Below are 17,799 nucleotides of genomic sequence, written 5' to 3'. Positions count from 1 at the left end.
ATTTTATTTTAAGTATACATTAAATACATAAGTTTAAGAAATTTACAAGTCTATTTCATTATAGTGTTTAATTGCGTTTTTCAAATGATCGTATCTAAAATCTGGCCAAAAGTCATTTGTAAACCATAACTTAGCTTTTGCAGACTGCCATAATAAGAAATTACTTATCCTCATTTCTCCACTCGTTCTAGTAATTAAATCAACATCAGGTAATCCTGAGGTAAAATTGAAAACAGTCTCTAGTAATATTTTCAATTGGCTTTGTACCAGCTTTATGTCCAAAAGTTCGAGGCAAGCCTTTCTTTTTAGCCCATCTACCATTTCCATCACAAATTATAGCAATATGCTTTGGTATCTTAACTCTGTTATCATCTAATAAATCCTTAGCCGGATTACTCACCTTTTCTGACTTTCTTTTTTTAATAGTTATTAATTATTAGTTTTATCTGTATAAATTACACAAGGCCTGTTCACAATATATTAATCTCCATAAAATTTTAGATATTTTTCAATATTTGACTGTATATATTCAGCACTGTGATTACCAGGGAATATATGATTTTCAGAACTTATACCTTTTTCTTTCAATATTTTATGTAAAATTGAACATCCTTCATAAAATCTCCCTTCATCCTTATCTCCAGCATCAAGATATACATCAATATCAGAAGAAATATTATTGTTTCCTGCAATATGTATTGGATCATATTTTTGCCATATACCCATATTTTTGAAATATGGTTTGTCTTCATCTTCAAGTTGAAGTTCTAAGGCAGGCATATGCCCTCCTACCTTTAAAAACATATTCTGATGCCGAAATGCATTGTGAAGAGCTGCATAACCACCAGCAGATGCTCCTCCTATATATCTTCCTTTCCTATCTTTTATAGTATTAAAAGTTTTATCTGTTAAAGGTATTATCTCTTTTATAAAGTAATCTTCATACATTCCTACATTTATGATTCTATTATTATCTCCAAGTTCAGACACCTCTTTACAGATTAAGGATGAATTCAATCCTCGGCTGTTTTCAATTCTTGGACATGCAATTATCATAGGTTTAATTTCCTCATCTTTTATCATTCCATCAGCTTTGGTGTTTATATCCATTTCAAACATTATATTTTCATTCCCACTTCTCCCATGTAGAAAGTATAATACAGGCATAGGAGTTGAACTATTATAGCATTCAGGTAAATATACCAGCATTAACATCTCTTTACCAAGTATATCGCTATAAAAATTTACTTTTTCTACTTTTGATTTATTCATTTTTATAATCATTCCTTTCGCCAAAGTCACAAAACGGGATGAAAGCATTTCTTCTAACCTTATACCACCTCACTTGAAATTTTTAACTGTACATCCTACAACATCATGGTCATTAGGCTCAATCAATACTTCTTGAATAGGTCATAGGCTGCCTCATTACCTAATTCGCTTTTTGACATGCATGGTATACAGACTCAATATTTAAGTATATAAACACATAAAATAGGCTTACTATTCCTCCACAAGATGAGGTAAGCCCTCACTTCATCATAACTTACAATTGTTCACTTGTTTAATTATATATCACACAAGTCTAAAATTACAAATATTTTGCTTCAAAACCTCTAATTGGTTAAAAGATTCTAAGAAAAAAACTGTGCAAAAATACAAACACACAGTATTAATTTGTTAATTTTGAATAACAATTGATATTGTGTGCTTATGTTTTCACAGAAACTATTTATTTTGTATGTTCTTTAATGATGCAGCTAATACATTTACACTTTGTTGAATGTCACTGTCACTAGACTTATCATTTCCAATCTCAATAAGGATAGTATTATTAGACAAATCCTCATTGAAATATGACAATGTATCTGTCTTAAATTCAATTATTTCTGCCGTAACACCATTAGCCTTTTTTAGCTGTTCTAACAATTGGTTAGCGAATTTCTTATTTGCTTCATATCTTGGACTGGCCTGAGTAAGTATTAACCTTATTTTTTTTGTATCTGTTGTAGCATTATTACTTTCATCTCGAGATACATCTAAGAGAGTTGTGCTAGCATAGTTCTTTACATTCTTTGTTATTATATTACGTGTATTTTCATATGATTTTGTATATTCTTTAGGTGCTGTAACTTTTATAAAGCTACTGTTTAATCCTACTTTAGCAAGTTCATCATTAATTAAAGCACCAACATCAGTTATATTCTTACCAGATAGATAAGTTTCATCTGGATGGGAATTGTAGATTACAATATCTGATGAAAATGGAACTATAGAATTTTCAGTATAACTATTTGATGAAGTTTTTGTATTGGTTGGTACTGTATTACTGGTTACTGCTTTATTAACAGTTAACTTATTGTGATACTTTGAATATGTATATCCTCCAGCAGTTAAAGTAAGGAACGCCACCACTACTACAGCACTTTTATAAATATTTTTCATTTCTATATACACCTCTTTCTTATAATTATATTATTTTCCATACTTTGTATGGTTATTCATATAATTACAGAAACATATTAAGTCTATATATCAATATACTACATTAGGTGGTGACATTACCATGTTGTTAACTAACAGCAATATATTAAGAAGTAAAAAGTAGTTTACCAACTTTCATAGTGTACTAGTTCCTCAAGTTTTTTTCTTGGACGAGCTTCTGGTGCTTCATTGGCATAACCAAGAGTGACAATACCAACTACGTATTTATCAGAAGGTATATTTAAAATTGGTCTAATTTCTTCTTGGGTAAACCATGCAACCCAACATGCGCCTAATCCCAAATTATTAGCTTCAAGTAGTATATGAGTTATGGAAATTGACGTATCCCTAATTATCTGTTTAAGTTCTTCTTGTGGGCTATCCTCTTTTATTGATATATCTACATTTTCTGCCATTCTACAACGTATATCTGCAATACATACAATAAATACCGGAGCAGAAATCATCCATTGCTGATTATGAGATACTTCAGCCAACTTTTGTTTAATCAATTCAGACTTTACTATAATGAAATGCCAAGGCTGGGTGTTACTACCAGATGGAGCAAGTCTTGCACTCTCAAGTAATTGAATTATTTTTTCATCTTCAACTAACTTATTGAGGTATTTTCTTATACTTCTACGTGTTTTAATATCTTCAATCATATTATCAATTTCCTCCGTGTTCACTTATTTTATTCCTCTTCTATAAAGAGAATACCAAATACCAATAGCAAGAGGCACTGTTATTACTCATGATGAATAATTCAGCCCCTATCGCATCTTATCATATGCTTTATTCATTGCCTCACTGACAATTCTATTCAAATTATTTTCTTCAAAGCATATTATCCCCTGTTTAGTTGCTCCTCCTTTTGTTGCAACTGCATTTGCTGTTCCTTCATAATCTGACATACCTATATATTAAAAGTCTTGGCTACTATTTTCTCACTTACTTCTGAACTAAATCCAAAGGCTTGCCCAACTTTCTGAAAGGCATTCAATATATATGCAGCAAAGCCTAAACCACAAGCAGAAAATGCGGTAACTTTTTCTATATTTTTTTCCCCAATTTCAAAAACATATCCCAATTCATTAAATATTTTTTTCACATGGGAACTGGGCAAACACTTGATAAAGTTGATGCGCCACCGGCGTTTCTTGCTGCTAAATATGGAATGAAAGTCTTAGGCGTTTTCTTAGCAATTGGTGCTTTAATTAGTTTTTGATCATGCGTTACGGCTTGTATGAATGCTGCTTCAAGAACAATCTTTACTATGTCACGACATAAGTTGTTGGCAGTGTATATCCTCTTCCAACATATCCTTACAATTTATTTCCATTTTTAGGTTGGATGGCCGTTGGAGGTACATGCCTGTTTATAAATACCAGAAAAGAAGATGTGATAGTTTGTATTAAGAAAGATATTGATGCTTGTGAAATAGAATATGATAAAAAAATTGTATAAAATGTTACGAAGTTTTAATATATCCAAAGAATTTCCTAGAAAAATTGTGTTTTAGAGACCATTATATTTAAGTGGTCTCTTTTATGAAATAAGAATTTTATGAAATCAAATATTGTTATCATTAAGATTCTTATTTCTATATACTAAATCATTCCTATATTCAAACCCTAGTGCTTTCCAAAAAGAATTTCCTAATTTATTTGTACGAAAAGCTACCAAGGCTACCTTGTTAATTCCTTGTTTTTTTAAGGCCTCAGTTGCAGCATTTACTAATGCAGTACCTATTCCTTGCTTACGTACAGTAGCATTAACTGCTGTATGATGTATATAACCCCTTCGTCCATCATGTCCACTCAAAATGACACCAATAATTTTATTTTCAAATTCTGCAATAAAACAAGTTTCAGGATTTCTATTAAGATATTTTTCAATACCTTCTTTTGAATCATCTACACTTCTCATACCCATTCCAGGCGTATTGGTCCATAACTGATACACTTCTTCATAATCATCAATAGTCATTGTCCTTATTTGCATAGTACCCCTCTCTTATTATATAAATACTCTTTACTTCGTCATTTCTTATATTTGTGGCTTAACCATATGTAAATAATACCATAAACAAATTATTATTGAGACAGATTATTATAGATTTATATAAAGAATTAAACATTAGGTTTATAATGTCTAGTTCACTATATAAAGATATAACTATTCATCCAGTTCTTATATATTCATATAAGAGCTGGATGCTAGAATTTAATCATTGACAGGTAGATACTTTTGATACTCCCAAGTTTAGTTATTTAACGATCTAACTATATTTTATTTGCTTATTATATAAGGCAAAGTAACCAATGCAATATTTCTTCGCTTTAATAGAGTACTTCTAATAAATAGTGAAGTCTGATTGTGAAGAACATTTTCCCACCATTTTTTCACAACAAGCTGAGGCATTATAACTGTTATTGTATCTCCTGGCGTTACTGTAAATTCTTCTGATTCTATAAATTTTACAAGTGGTCCTATTAAATTTCTATAGGGTGATCTTCTTACAACTATAGGAACTTGCATTCCATATTCTTTCCAACTATCAAGTAATTTTTTAGTAGCTTCTTCATCAATTGAAACATGAAAAACGATAATATCTTTAGTAAAAGCTTCAGCATAATTATATGATTTTAAAAATGACTTATTAAGTGAATCAATAGGTATTATCATATAATTTTTTTGTTTCTTATAATCTATACATTTTGGTTTTTGTGATAGATTAAGCTTAAGTTCATCTGCAACTATATTATAATGTGCCTTAATTCTCCACATTATAAATACTAAAATTGGTATTAGAATACATACGAGCCAAGCACCCTCTTTAAATTTTGTTATACTGAGAACTATAGTTGTACTGAAGGATAATATTGCACCAATTGCATTAATTAATGCTTTATGTTTCCATGCTCCATCTTTATTTCTGAGCCATTTTAATACCATTCCTGTTTGTGCAAGGGTAAATGATACAAAAACCCCTACTGCATAAAGTGGTAATAAGCTATGATTATCACCTTTAAAATATACAAGAAGAACAATGGCTGTTAAAGACAAAAATATTATTCCATTAGAATAACTCAGTCTAGATCCTCTTTTTGAAAACTGTCTTGGCACATAACCATCTTTTGCTATTATTGAAAGTAAAAGTGGAAATCCATTGTATGAAGTATTTGCAGCCATAATTAATATTAAGGCCGTAAATGTTTGGACAATGTAGAACATAAAACCTTTTCCAAATACTTGAATGGCAACCTGTGCTATTACAGTCACATCAGGATTATATACTGCCTTATATATTGTGGAAAGATATGAGATACCTCCAAATAATACAAGTGCAACACACCCTAGTAATAATAATACAATCTTTGCATTTTTTTGAGATGGTTCTTTAAAATTAGGTATTCCGTTACTTACAGCTTCAACTCCAGTAAGTGCTGTACAACCCGCGGCAAAAGCCTTTAAAAATACCAAAAAAGAAAGTGTATTTGTAAAGTTTGGCACCTTGTAAATTGGCTTAGGATGAATTCCCATTATATTATATTTAACGAACCCATATACAATCATTATGATCATAATAGAAATAAACAAATAAGGTGGTATGGCAAAAACTTTAGCTGATTCGCTAATACCCCTTAAATTTCCTATAGTCATTAAAATAATAAGTATAATACATATAGTTACATTATATGGTAATAAATGTGGGAATGCTGAAGTAATTGCGGCAGTACCTGCTGAAATACTAACTGCAACAGTTAAGATATAATCAATACACAAAGCTGCTGCAGCTATTAAACTTGGTGTTATTCCTAAATTATCTTGTGCAACTATGTAGGCTCCTCCACCCTTTGGGTAGCAATCAATAACTTGTCTGTATGAAAATACTAATATAAATAATAGAAGTATAACCATTAGCACTGCATGAATCATGTCGGTGAATGCCATAAAGCCTACTGCCGGCACAAGTATATAAAGTATTTCCTGGCCTGCATATGCCACTGAAGATATAGCATCACTAGACAATATTGGCAGCCCCCAAAAGATATTAAATCTTTCTGATTTTAATTGTTCTGTTCTAAGAGATTTTCCAATTAAAAATTCTTTAATACTATTAATCATAACTACACCTCTAGTAAACATTTAAGTTTAATAATCATTACTTGATTATATATTATAGAAATCTATACTACAATATCTAAATGCATCTAACTTTGTTAAAAAATAATATATAGAATATTTATATTATTGAACTTGGTTGTTTTACGTTGCTCTCTAAAAAACAAAACTAGAGTGTTTTTCACTCTAGTCAATAAACAGAACATAGTATTGAATAAGGTACTTCTTTTAGTTCTACAAAAGTATAGTTGTGTGTAATTCATAATTATTTTAATTGAGATGTAGCTTTATAAAAAAGTTTAATCATTTCTTATTTTTTTCGCCGAAGAAAGTTTACCAAATTTTATTCCATTGTTTATATAATATTATTAAAAACCAGCTATACTAATTTGCAAATTTGAAATCCTTATTTAAGTCTAAAAATTTATCTTTAAATCCTGATGATGTATAAACTTTAAAATCTGTTTTAGTAACTTCACAAGATACCCTTGGGATGCTGTTGATAAGATCAATACCTTTCTTTGATCACAATTCAAAAACAGTCAAGGACAAAATATCTGCTAGCATACAGCTATCTGGAACAGTTCCATCAATTACTACCGTTACACTCATAACACCATTATCTACAGGATATCCTGTAGACGGATTAAGTATGTAATGATATCTTTTGCCATTTTGCATGAAATATCTCTCATAGTAGCCTGAAGTAGATATTCCTTCATTTGAGATTTCAATTATGCCGAGATAATTATCATTTTCATCGCTTCTAGGATGTTTAATCGCAATTCCCCACGGATCACCAGTTCCACTTTCACCAACAGCATATATAGAACTTGACCCTAAATTTATAAGACCACTTTGAATATTGTATTTTTTATATATCTTAAGTACTCCATCCGCAGCAAATCCTTTTGCTATACCACCTAAGTCTATAGCCATACCTGGCTGAGTGAGCATAACACGGTTCTCTTTCTCATTTATACTAATCTTAGAATAACCAACCAGTAGCAATTTTGACTTAGTTTCTGCATCAGAAGGCTTTCTTGCCTTGTCAGTCTCTATTCCCCACAGGTTTACTAGAGGACCAACGGTAATATCCCACAATCCATTACTTATTTTTGAGTATTTTTGTGAAGCTTTTATCATTTTAATTATTTCTGGATGAACTTTTACATAATTTTTTCCTGAAGCATTATTAATTTTTCTTACGTCACTGTTAACTACTGTAGAACTTGCCATGTCATTAAGCTCATATAATCCTTTTTCACTTATAACTTCTTCATCTAAGCTTAATATATTTTCACCATGACCTCGTAAGTCAATAACAAAGGTTTTTAAACCAAGTTCAGCTATTCATTTCAAGCAAAACAAAGAAGTTGCATATTATTTCTTCTTAAGTAAATTATAAATCTTTATAACATAGAGCATTGTAACTACCGAGGCTACTATTATAACTCCAACAGAAAAAGTTGCTAGTTCAATTAACATTTAATACACTCCTTCATCGTTACTCTCAATGATATAATTTATGCTTATAATTTTTGTAGAATATATTTAGTAAAATTTTTTACTAAATTATCATCATTAATTACATATTGTCCTGGTCCTTTCACGTTATTGCACATATTATCACATAAGAGTTATCCCATTTGCCGTACTATAATTAGTATGCAGTAGTGATATCTTTTATTTATATAACTTCAGATTATCTCCTTGACTCTCAATCCATATTTTTAAAAGCTCCTTTAAGTCATCAACCTTTTCTTTATCTGCAGCACCTTCTTTGGGCTTTAGCTTTTCGACAACATTAAACTGAAAAACATTTTCTCCATAAATATTCCAGTCCTCCTTTAACTTTTTAAATTTCGTTCTACCTAAATTTAATTGAAATTTAATTGATTCAAAGGGCTTATATAAATTTGTACATATATCCACAAAAGAATATCCATTTACTGTATTATATACTTGAATTATACCCATCTCTATTTCTTGCTGTTTATACTTGTTTTTAAGTTCTTTTTTATTTACACTGCTCATAGCATTAGCCTCACATTTCTTATAATATTTGCTTCCATCATCAGTTCTGTCCAAGTATCCATAATCTACTAAGTATCGTCGTATTATAGCATCATCTTCATAAATAGTTTTAATAATTTTCTTTAATTCAGCTTCCGTATACTCTCTATCAGGCTCAAACAAACCAGCAAATCTTGGCAATAGTGCTTTTCTTTTTTCTTCTTTGATAGGGAAAAAACGAATCTTGGGGTTTGTTACTTTCGGTTCTTCTTCCTCGACCAATTCCATAACAGCCAAAAAAGCTCTTGCTTGTCTTGCCCTCTCTCTTAAGGCAAATCTCATATTTCTTACTGTGGATTCTGTATATCCCAGCTTCATTGCAATTTCACTATTACTATATCTATTTGACAGCATTTCTAAAAGCTCTTTTTGAATTTCCGTCAATCCAGTGTATTTCTTATTCAGCATCAGTAACCTTCCGATAGGGGTTCCATGGTTAGCAGTATGAGTACTTATATTATCATTATTTTCTCCAATAAATTCTCCACATATCAAACAAACAAATTCTTCTTTTTTGCTATCCCACACATAGCCTCTTTTAAAATCACCTATAGTTGCACTACGAATAAATTCATCCATTTTGTTCTCCTGTCTATCAATATTATAGACATACTAACATTTAAATATTTTTTTGTCAACTACAAAAACCATAATTACGCAATCTATGTAGACCTGTAATACTACACAAAGTTACTACTGCATATGTATATTAGGGTTAATAAATCAATTAAAGAATATGATATAATTGCCAGTATATAATTCAGCGTAGTAAACGCAAATTAAACTGGGGGGAGAAATAGTGAATATTACAGATAAAATACATTTGTTAAGACATGATTTTCAGATTTCAGTTTCAAAAGAAAAAAAGTTATCTAGATTTGTTAACTCAATAATTATATTTGGTAAAGAAATTACTTTAATTGACACTGGCGTAAAAGATAGTTATAAAAAGATCCTTAGGTACATTAAAGAACAAGGTAGGAGCATTGATGAGATTAAGTTCTTAATTTTATCTCATTCACACCCTGACCATATTGGTTCTGCAAATAAAATCAAAACTATTACTGGTTGTAAAGTCATGATACATAAGGAAGAAAAGGAATGGATAGAGAATTTGAGTGTTCAGTATAATTCAAGAATGGTTCCGGGATTTTATGAATTAGTAAATGAATCAGTAAAAATTGATGATTTAGTTAAAGATAAACAAGAAATACAACTAGATGAAAATCTGACGCTGCAAATAATCCATTCGCCAGGCCATTCAAAAGGCTCAATCAATATTTTTTTCAAAGAAGATAAAATACTTTTTACAGCTGATTCCATTCCTTTGGTTAATGATATTCCAAATTATGATAACCTTAATGAATTGAAGAGTTCCCTAAAAGCTATTAAAAATTTCAGTGACTATAATATATTACTTTCATCATGGACAGAACCAATAAATAACTTGGCTAAAATTAAAGAATTAATTATGAACGGGGAGCAGTATTTGATAAAGTTGGATATGGGAGTAAAACAGTATTATTCAAGCAAAGAGGAAAATACACTTGAAAATTGTAAGAGGCTAATTGATAATTTAGGATTACCACCTGTGTACATAAATCCAATTGTGCATAGAGCTTTTCAATCTCATTTAGAATAGGTATTCTATATTATTCAAATTTTCACTCTTTGATATTTTAGCTATAATTGGCGAAACTATTGTAAAATAATATTAATAAACCAAATGCAGATTTTGTAACTTTACAGAATAAAAGTTCCCTCCTGTTGTGGGGGGGTGACTCTTATTTTTCTATGTTTATACATATTTCAAACTTTTCATATTCCTCCTCAACATAAATTATTTCAGTTCCAAGTAAATATTCCTTTTCCTTAGATAAAATTACCCATATGTACCAATCATCAGCATCTATTTTACCTAATTCTTCTTTTACCCAATCAATAGTTTTATTTATATTATCATTTACTATTGACAATTTCTATAGCAGCTTTACCTGTCATATGTTCGATTTTGATTTCAACCAAACATACTCTATCCCATTCTCTTTCAATTTCTTGCTGTCCTTCTTTAATATAGTCAGGTGAATATTTTTCAATTAAACTTTCAAGTGCATATCGTCTATGGGAATCATCTGTAAGTATCCTTGCTCTACCAAAGATGGAAGCACTTCGAAAATGGGTAGTAAAAGTTTTTTGTATTACTTCGTCTTTTTCTATCACACAAAATGTCACTTTATCATTCCTTTTTATACTGTCAATCTTATGCCCTTCTTTTGCACTATGAATGAATAGTTTGTCGTCTTTAAAAGCGTAACTTACTGGAACGGTATACGGGTAATCATCATCGCCAATTACACCCAAAACTCCAGAAGTGCATAACTTTAGAATTTCAATTGTCTCTTCTTTGGATAATAATTGTTTCTTTCTTCTCATTTCTCTGAACATAATTACACATCCCCCTAATTCTTTAGCTATTTTAGTTCTTATCATTATTATATTTCTTAATTAGATATTGTAATAGATTCATAATAACTTTGTTATCCTTAATATTTTACAAATATGTCCTTAATCTATTATACAACTTAATATATGAAAATTGTTTATCTACATTATGTGCAAGTTATTTTTACTTCTTTATTAATTTATTAATAATAACTCCAATAAGAATTATCATTGGATATAATATAGCCCAACCTGAAAAAATAAATATAAAGGCTGTTGTAACTAATGAAATAAGACTAATTATAAATTTTTTCTTGTTATCTTTAAATAATACAACTCCAGCAGCGCATCCAGCTAGATATGTCAATATGAAAGTTGCATTTGGAATCTGTATTAGTTGAGTAAATGATACAATCTTAAAATAGTATAGTGTGATTACCACAACAAAACATAGAAATAAAAATACGAGTCCACCTATTGGTGTGTTATGCTTTTTTGAAACATATCCAAGAATTTTAGGTGCATCTTTATTTTTAGATAATGAAAAAGCTAATCTTGATGCAGCTCCAATATAAGATATTACTGTGGCAGTGCATATAAGTAAACTTGTAATTCCTATTAGAATAGCTCCAGATGATCCAAAAATTTTACGTGCTACAATAACCAAAGATGCCTGTGTTTCAATTCCGTAGCTATCAGTTCCTACAGTAACTAAAGACGTCATAAAATAAAGAACCCCTATAATTATGGCAGAAATCACAGTTGCTTTAATAATATCTTTCTCAGGATTAATAAATTCTTCAGACAAATGAGAGACTGCCTCCCAACCAATGAAGCACCAAAATAAAATTGGAGATGCTTTTCCAACACTTGTAATACCATTAGGCATAAAAGGGGTAAAATTTACTGCCTTTATATTTGGCATAGAACCAATTATGGTAAGAATAAGTATTGATATAATACTTATTACAACTGCAACTTGAACTTTTCCAGCTATACTCATACCCATGAAGTTAATAACTAGGGCAAAAATGAGAATTATGCAGGCTATAATGATTTTTGAATTTTGTGGCAAACCAAGAGCAGAACTTAAATAACCCCCGCCAGTTAAAGATGCTACTGGAGCTCCTATAGGTGCCGACATAAGAAAAAACCAACCAATGATTGTTCCTAATTTATCTCCAAATGCTTTAGTTACAAAATAAGACACACCACCCACATTTGGATACCTTTGTGATAAAAAAGCCATACAAAGTGCAAGTGGAAGTACTAAAATCATCATTACTCCCCAATCTAATATGGATGCCGGTCCTGCAATTTCTGCTGCAATGCCAGGGACTATAAGTATGCCAGCCCCTAGTACTGCTCCTATATAAAGTGCTATTGCTTGGGGCAGATTTATAGTTGCTTTAAAATTACTATTCATATAAAAACCTCTTTTTCCTGACTCGTATAGTTCGCCATCGAACTATTTTTGCAAAAATTATTGGGTAAAATTGTGTATTACCCGATCTAATAATAAAAGTAATATTTCAACTTCCTCTTCGGTAAAATTTTTAAAGAATTTTTTAATTACATTTTGTGAAATATCTTTGAAGTCTTCTTTTATATTTAATCCCTTTTCAGTTAACTCTATATAAGAGTATCTTTTATCTTCTAAATTTGATTCTTTAGTAACATATCCAGATTTTAATAATCTGTCTACTAATTTAGTAACTGTAGACTTTGAACGATCAATTCCTTCACTTATTTCTTTCATAGTTAATTTTCCATTGTTCTCATAGAGTATGTCTAATATATTGCCATGTGATACCATAAGCCCCTCAATACCACGTTTTTTTAGTTCGCACTCAATGTAGTTAGAAACCTCATTTCTTATCTTTGAGATTTTAGATATAGCTAAATATTTATTTATCATAAATAATACTCCCACTCTTGCAATTTATATTGTTACTATTAATATAGTTCACCATCGAACTATTGTCAAGCTGCTTCTATAAAAATATAATTAATACTTAAAAAGCTTTATTTATTATATTCGTGGTCTTCTTACATCTTTTATTTCTGGATGAATAATCTAATATTCCATAAATACCTCATAAATTATTTATGGCGCAAGTTAAAATATCGTATATTAAAAGTTTTAAATATTTTTCTCATAGCAATAGAAAGGAAGGTCTCTTCGTGGAAAATATAACTGTCCCACTTTCTTATAGCCAAAATTCTCATATAGTTTAAGTGCTTTCTCATTTCCACTATAAGCATCTAATCTAATACATGAATAGTTATTTTTAGTAGCCAAATCTTCAATAAATTTTAGTACTTTTTTTGCAATACCTTTCCCTTGAAATTCAGGATCAACAGATAATCTATGAATAACTAATACCTTTCTTCCATCAGTAAACCAGTTTATTTGACTGTATTCTGGGGATTGTTCTTCATTTATTGCAACATATGCTACACATTTTCCATTATCATTTAAAATGTAACAATCCTCACTCTTAATATCATTTTCAATAATATCTGAATTTGGATAAAATTTATTCCACTGGTATATGTCTTGACTTTCCATATACTTTATACATTTAGAAATTATATCAAGAATGTCTGATAGGTCTTGCTTCTGTCCCTTAATAATATCCATCGCTCTTTTCTCCTATAAAAAGACTTTAATAAATTCGCATTTTTTACACTTGTGACACAAGTTAAGAATATTGTTCATCATAACATTAGAATTACGCCAATTATTGAAATTATATAAACGCGATGCTCCTTTTACATAATAATTAATACCATTTAATGCAATCCATTCATATTATATTATTACATCTCTATCATATATCCTCTTATAAATTTCAATTAATGTAATTACCAAAATTATTATTAGCATATAGGGCAGAACTTTATATAAAATTATTGTATAACTAAAAGTCCTCCAGTCCAATACTTTTTGAAGTATAAACTTTAATATGACAGAAACAAGTGATATTAAAATAATGGCATAAATGCCTGATTGAACAAGCCCTTTATTCATAGCATATAATCTTTGTGGTAAATAAAATATTGATGAGTTTTTTTGCTTTTCTTTTTTTGATGCAGGAATAATGATAAGCGCTACAACATTTGCCATTACAAATTGGTTCATATTAATACCTAAATTAAGTGAATGAATAATTATTCCATTTAATAATGACATAAACAATGCAATTGAAACCATCCATATTAAATATTTCTGCATACAATTTAACACATTATATACAGTATTTTTACTACTTCTATATTCTTCAATAATTGATTCGCAAAATTTTTCATAGTCTTGGCCTATAATTAAATCTACAGATCTATTTTCAACTTGTGATTGCAATATCATATCCATAATTTGTTGGAGAATTTCTTCTTTCTCAATTAACCTCAAATTACTGTTTTGAATATAAATGGTAATAGCTTTATATAAATATAAGTTAGTTTCATTTAATTTTTTTTGCTCTTTTAGCCTTATTTTTTTAAACTGCCATTGTAATAACATAAATTATCCCTCCAGTATGTTATCAATACTTTGCTTAATTTCATTCCACGAGAATATAAAATCCTTTAATTCTCTGCGCCCTTCTTCAGTTAGATAATAATACTTTCTCATAGGACCTAAAGGGGATTTCTTCATAATAGAATAAAGCAATTTTTTCTTTTCTAACCTTATAAGTATAGGATAAACACTACCTTCCGAGATCTGATTAAATCCATATTTGACCAAATCTTCACATATCTTATAGCCATATGTTTCATAATTACTTACTACTTTTAAAATACACCCTTCTAATAACCCTTTCAATATTTGTGTAGTATTAGTCATATAATCACCTACTTTGTATTACACAATAGTCTATATAAACTATATATTAACTACTATGTAATGTCAAGTAGGTATATAATTGTTTTTTATAAGTTTTAATAGTTATTTCGCAAAAAAACAAAATTAAAATATTTGACACTTTTATTAATGTGTCAGATATTTTAATTTCCAATATTTTATCCGAACAACGCTACCATTGCTAACACCCAACTTCTCCAAAGTGGGGGATAAGCACTGCTACGCGCCTGGATAAGTTCTTCCCCTAAAGGATAACGTATTCTAAGTGCTAAAGACACTAAGAATACTGTTAATAAGGTTCAGATGGAGAAAAGTATTTCTCATGAGCAAACTCCACCTGAACCTAAGAATCACTTGATAATTATATACTTGTTTGCTATAACAAAATTACTGTTTGTTCATATCTTCTATTTACCTGTATTAACTTCTGTTATAGATAAATTATCAAAAGAATTTAATGATTGAACAGGTTGCTTTGTATCAACATATTTTATAATTACAGCATCGCCTATGCCTGTAAGTGGTAATTTAGCTGACAATTGTGGTGAAGCTGAGTATATTTTGTTAGGTTGTTCTTTTAACGTAAACGTATAATAAGTAGAATTATTATTTATATACGATCCTATTCTATTTATAGTACCTTTAACAGATTTCATGCTTCCTGAACTTTCATTTAATGAATTCCCTTTCTCTGATAATGTTTCAATGTAATTTGACTGGCATTCTTGTATTGAATTACCTACACCAACTATATTGTAATTTACCACAGATACCATAGCAAACATCTTTGTTAGGCCTGTCTTATCGTTAAGAGTTGTAAAATATGTAGGTACATTTTGCACATTAATAAGTACAGGAAATGAAGCACTGTAATTTAAATTTTGGACTTTACCTTCAGCAGACTTCATAGCAGAATTTTCTGTTGCACCAGATATTTTAAACTCTGTTGTTTTTTCTGTTTTTGAATCTGTAAGAGTAAATCCTATAGTTGAACTGTCACTACCAATTGAAGTTATACCAGAATAGAAGTAGCATTTGCCTTTGTTGTAGATAAGTGATAGATCAGAAGTTGTCTGGAACTTATCATTACCACTAAAGTTAAAAATGCCATGTATATATTTACCATAATAATCTATATTGTCCTTAACAACACTTGCAGGTTGTACCCTATCAACCCAAGTAGGTATATTATTTAAGGAGTAATTTTTCACCTCACCTGTAGTGGCATTTAATATTGCTACACCTATAACTTTAACTCCAGATAAACCTATTTTATGTTCGTATATTGAGGCTGTCCAGAAAGGTTTACCACTATTATCTATCTCGAATGTCATATCACAAAATCCTTTAAATTCATTACCTGAAGTGTAAATCTTTCTGGATGCATTTTGTCCAAACCATGCTTTAGGCTGATATACAATACTGTAATTAGTGACCAATTTTACATCCTGATCATCAGTAGCCGATACCATTATATAACCTGGTGTAGATCCATTTACGGCCCATTTGAAAAATCCACTATGTAACAATGGAGCTACATAATACAACTTATTGTTTATACTCTGAAGTGTCAAATCACCAAGTTCTGCCCTACTACCTAGTGTAGCATCTTGACCTATCTTCTTATCAGCCAATAGGCGTGCATAGTCTGGATTTACAGTTGGCACTTGCGTAATATCTACTGGATTAATACTTGAAGAAAAATTTTTTTCTTCTATGGGTGGAAGCAGGTTTCTATAACTATATGACCTAAATAGAGGCGAAGAAGCTACTACTAAAATAACATATATAGCGATTATTAATGCAGGAAGTAACTTAATCCATGTACTACGCTTCCAAAAAACAAGTTCTATTATTATAGAAACTACAATTAAACAATACCATAATGATGAAAATCTTAGTGACAGAACAGGTAAATATGCATAAACAGATATCGCCAAAATTACTGCTATAACTATAGAAGCAATTAATTTTGCATGCCTGCTTTTACGTAAAAAATTAATACTACCAACAACAAGATTCATATAATCCTCCTAAATATTTATTTTGCAAATTTAAGTTACTTTCTTGATAAATGAAATTCTTTAGCAGACCTTAAAAATTCAATTATAAGTTTATGTGGTATTTCAGGTGAAGAATTAAGCTGAGGAACAAATAACGTAGCTACAAAAAAGTTATTTTCAGGTAATTCAACTATTCTCGCTTCGTGGAGTTCATCAGTACCTACTACTTTTAAACCACCTTCATCAATTAATTTTTCATATTCAGTATTAAGACCAAAATTACAATAATAATGTTCTTCAATTTCAGTTTTATTATAAAATCCATAAGTCTTTGAATTCTTATCTATGAAGATTTTGAGTATTTTCCCAACTAAAGAACAAGTTAAAGCAGAAATAAACAATTTGGATGCATACGGGTCATATTCTGCGTGTTGAGCATCTTTAAAATTTAAAACATTTCTTGCATACTCCAAAATAACGTGCTGAAAGCCACCACAAGTTCCTATAAATGGATAATTATTTTCTCTTGCAAATTTAATAGCATTTAACGCCCCCTCCATACTGTTATATGGACTACCTGGGGCACACCATAATCCATCCTTATTAACGACCACTTCCACATCATTTTCTAGTGATTCTGTTGGCAGCCACTGTATTTCTAAATCAGTATCTATATAATCTGCACAATACTTTAATACTTCATTAGTTGCTTTGTGTGTCGGAGATTCTCCATTGAAGTCGCCAATTATTCCTATTTTAATTAAAGTATTCATCTCAATATCACCCTCCTAAATATAA

The 17,799-nt window shown here is 30.0% G+C and carries 19 protein-coding genes and 1 pseudogene; 1 reads left to right on the top strand and 19 read right to left on the bottom strand.

What is annotated here, in order from left to right; genetic code table 11:
• Nucleotides 1-42 precede the first annotated feature (42 nt).
• The 10 genes and pseudogenes from ACJDU8_RS09030 to ACJDU8_RS08985 form a co-directional block, all read right to left on the bottom strand.
• Nucleotides 43-400, bottom strand: a pseudogene (locus ACJDU8_RS09030) (undecaprenyl diphosphate synthase family protein).
• An 80-nt stretch (nucleotides 401-480) separates the two neighbouring features.
• Entirely contained in the window at nucleotides 481-1,272 is a 792-nt protein-coding gene (locus tag ACJDU8_RS09025) for an alpha/beta hydrolase (protein ID WP_406791821.1), read from the bottom strand.
• Nucleotides 1,273-1,728: 456 nt separating this feature from the next.
• Nucleotides 1,729-2,445 (bottom strand): stage II sporulation protein P, encoded by a 717-nt coding sequence (locus ACJDU8_RS09020; protein WP_406791820.1) that lies wholly within the window; start codon nucleotides 2,443-2,445, stop codon nucleotides 1,729-1,731.
• Nucleotides 2,446-2,609: 164 nt separating this feature from the next.
• Nucleotides 2,610-3,149 carry a nitroreductase family protein gene (locus ACJDU8_RS09015; protein ID WP_406791873.1) on the bottom strand — a complete coding sequence of 180 codons (540 nt, stop codon included), beginning with the start codon at nucleotides 3,147-3,149 and terminating at the stop codon, nucleotides 2,610-2,612.
• Nucleotides 3,150-3,257: 108 nt separating this feature from the next.
• The gene (locus ACJDU8_RS09010; protein WP_406791819.1) at nucleotides 3,258-3,398 is read right to left on the bottom strand and encodes a pyrroline-5-carboxylate reductase dimerization domain-containing protein; all 141 of its coding nucleotides are present in this window, start codon (nucleotides 3,396-3,398) and stop codon (nucleotides 3,258-3,260) included.
• A gap of 2 nt (nucleotides 3,399-3,400) precedes the next feature.
• Nucleotides 3,401-3,595, bottom strand: a complete 195-nt coding sequence (locus ACJDU8_RS09005) for a pyrroline-5-carboxylate reductase dimerization domain-containing protein (protein WP_406791818.1) — start codon at nucleotides 3,593-3,595, stop codon at nucleotides 3,401-3,403.
• Between the two features lie 461 nt (nucleotides 3,596-4,056).
• Entirely contained in the window at nucleotides 4,057-4,488 is a 432-nt protein-coding gene (locus ACJDU8_RS09000; protein WP_406791817.1) for a GNAT family N-acetyltransferase, read from the bottom strand.
• A 288-nt stretch (nucleotides 4,489-4,776) separates the two neighbouring features.
• Nucleotides 4,777-6,615 carry an APC family permease gene (locus tag ACJDU8_RS08995; RefSeq protein ID WP_406791816.1) on the bottom strand — a complete coding sequence of 613 codons (1,839 nt, stop codon included), beginning with the start codon at nucleotides 6,613-6,615 and terminating at the stop codon, nucleotides 4,777-4,779.
• A 522-nt stretch (nucleotides 6,616-7,137) separates the two neighbouring features.
• Nucleotides 7,138-7,884 carry an FAD:protein FMN transferase gene (locus ACJDU8_RS08990; protein WP_406791872.1) on the bottom strand — a complete coding sequence of 249 codons (747 nt, stop codon included), beginning with the start codon at nucleotides 7,882-7,884 and terminating at the stop codon, nucleotides 7,138-7,140.
• Between the two features lie 414 nt (nucleotides 7,885-8,298).
• The gene (locus ACJDU8_RS08985; protein WP_406791815.1) at nucleotides 8,299-9,267 is read right to left on the bottom strand and encodes a DUF2087 domain-containing protein; all 969 of its coding nucleotides are present in this window, start codon (nucleotides 9,265-9,267) and stop codon (nucleotides 8,299-8,301) included.
• Between the two features lie 220 nt (nucleotides 9,268-9,487).
• On the opposite strand from ACJDU8_RS08985, the gene ACJDU8_RS08980 reads away from it, so the two are divergent.
• Nucleotides 9,488-10,330, top strand: coding sequence for an MBL fold metallo-hydrolase (locus tag ACJDU8_RS08980; protein WP_406791814.1), 843 nt, complete (start codon nucleotides 9,488-9,490; stop codon nucleotides 10,328-10,330).
• Between the two features lie 142 nt (nucleotides 10,331-10,472).
• On the opposite strand, the gene ACJDU8_RS08975 is transcribed toward ACJDU8_RS08980, so the two are convergent.
• From ACJDU8_RS08975 to ACJDU8_RS08935, 9 genes are all read right to left on the bottom strand, one after another.
• Nucleotides 10,473-10,664: a hypothetical protein gene (locus tag ACJDU8_RS08975; RefSeq protein WP_406791813.1), complete on the bottom strand. Its 192-nt coding sequence runs from the start codon at nucleotides 10,662-10,664 to the stop codon at nucleotides 10,473-10,475.
• Nucleotides 10,648-11,133 carry a pyridoxamine 5'-phosphate oxidase family protein gene (locus tag ACJDU8_RS08970; RefSeq protein WP_406791812.1) on the bottom strand — a complete coding sequence of 162 codons (486 nt, stop codon included), beginning with the start codon at nucleotides 11,131-11,133 and terminating at the stop codon, nucleotides 10,648-10,650. Before ACJDU8_RS08970 ends, ACJDU8_RS08975 begins: the two co-directional genes overlap by 17 nt.
• A gap of 181 nt (nucleotides 11,134-11,314) precedes the next feature.
• On the bottom strand, nucleotides 11,315-12,556 hold the full coding sequence (locus tag ACJDU8_RS08965; protein ID WP_406791811.1) for an APC family permease: 1,242 nt from the start codon (nucleotides 12,554-12,556) through the stop codon (nucleotides 11,315-11,317).
• Between the two features lie 57 nt (nucleotides 12,557-12,613).
• Entirely contained in the window at nucleotides 12,614-13,048 is a 435-nt protein-coding gene (locus tag ACJDU8_RS08960; RefSeq protein ID WP_406791810.1) for a MarR family winged helix-turn-helix transcriptional regulator, read from the bottom strand.
• Between the two features lie 225 nt (nucleotides 13,049-13,273).
• The gene (locus tag ACJDU8_RS08955) at nucleotides 13,274-13,774 is read right to left on the bottom strand and encodes a GNAT family N-acetyltransferase (protein WP_406791809.1); all 501 of its coding nucleotides are present in this window, start codon (nucleotides 13,772-13,774) and stop codon (nucleotides 13,274-13,276) included.
• Between the two features lie 171 nt (nucleotides 13,775-13,945).
• On the bottom strand, nucleotides 13,946-14,656 hold the full coding sequence (locus tag ACJDU8_RS08950) for a DUF1048 domain-containing protein (RefSeq protein WP_406791808.1): 711 nt from the start codon (nucleotides 14,654-14,656) through the stop codon (nucleotides 13,946-13,948).
• 3 nt (nucleotides 14,657-14,659) lie between these two features.
• The gene (locus ACJDU8_RS08945) at nucleotides 14,660-14,980 is read right to left on the bottom strand and encodes a PadR family transcriptional regulator (RefSeq protein WP_406791807.1); all 321 of its coding nucleotides are present in this window, start codon (nucleotides 14,978-14,980) and stop codon (nucleotides 14,660-14,662) included.
• A 425-nt stretch (nucleotides 14,981-15,405) separates the two neighbouring features.
• Nucleotides 15,406-17,022, bottom strand: coding sequence for a cell shape-determining protein (locus ACJDU8_RS08940; protein WP_406791806.1), 1,617 nt, complete (start codon nucleotides 17,020-17,022; stop codon nucleotides 15,406-15,408).
• Nucleotides 17,023-17,057: 35 nt separating this feature from the next.
• On the bottom strand, nucleotides 17,058-17,774 hold the full coding sequence (locus tag ACJDU8_RS08935; RefSeq protein WP_406791805.1) for a CTP synthase C-terminal region-related (seleno)protein: 717 nt from the start codon (nucleotides 17,772-17,774) through the stop codon (nucleotides 17,058-17,060).
• Between the last annotated feature and the right edge of the window lie 25 nt (nucleotides 17,775-17,799).

It is taken from the genome of Candidatus Clostridium eludens (genome assembly GCF_045310515.1).
In the GTDB taxonomy this organism is placed as follows: Bacteria; Bacillota; Clostridia; order Clostridiales; family Clostridiaceae; genus Clostridium_B; species Clostridium_B eludens.
This window is presented reverse-complemented; position numbering and strand designations above follow the sequence as displayed.